Here is a 326-nt window from a genome sequence, read left to right on the forward strand (position 1 = left end):
ATCCTGATTACAACGGCAATCAGCCGCTGGTTCATCCACAGCCTGCGGGTGTTGCGGTGACAGACAGCGCCGCAAGGTTTATCGGCTGGCACGCCATTACCATCCTGCGAATCGCGCGGCACCCGGAAGGGGTCATGCGGGTCTATTTCTATAACCCGAACAACGACAGCGGGCAACACTGGGGGGGTGATGTACAGGTCAGCACCGCCAGAAAGGGCGAACGTTTTGGTGAAGCATCACTGCCGTTCGAGCAGTTCGCGTCCCGTGTCTACATCTTCCATTTCGATCCGCTAGAGCGTGGCGAACCGGCGGAAGTAGGCGCAGAA

1 pseudogene is annotated in these 326 nt (G+C 58.6%); it reads left to right on the forward strand.

Annotated elements, in window-relative coordinates:
- A pseudogene (locus E5Q11_RS17425) lies at positions 1-326 on the forward strand (hypothetical protein); the annotation flags it as partial.

The sequence above is a fragment of the Marinobacter confluentis genome (assembly GCF_004785685.1).
GTDB lineage: Bacteria > Pseudomonadota > Gammaproteobacteria > Pseudomonadales > Oleiphilaceae > Marinobacter > Marinobacter confluentis.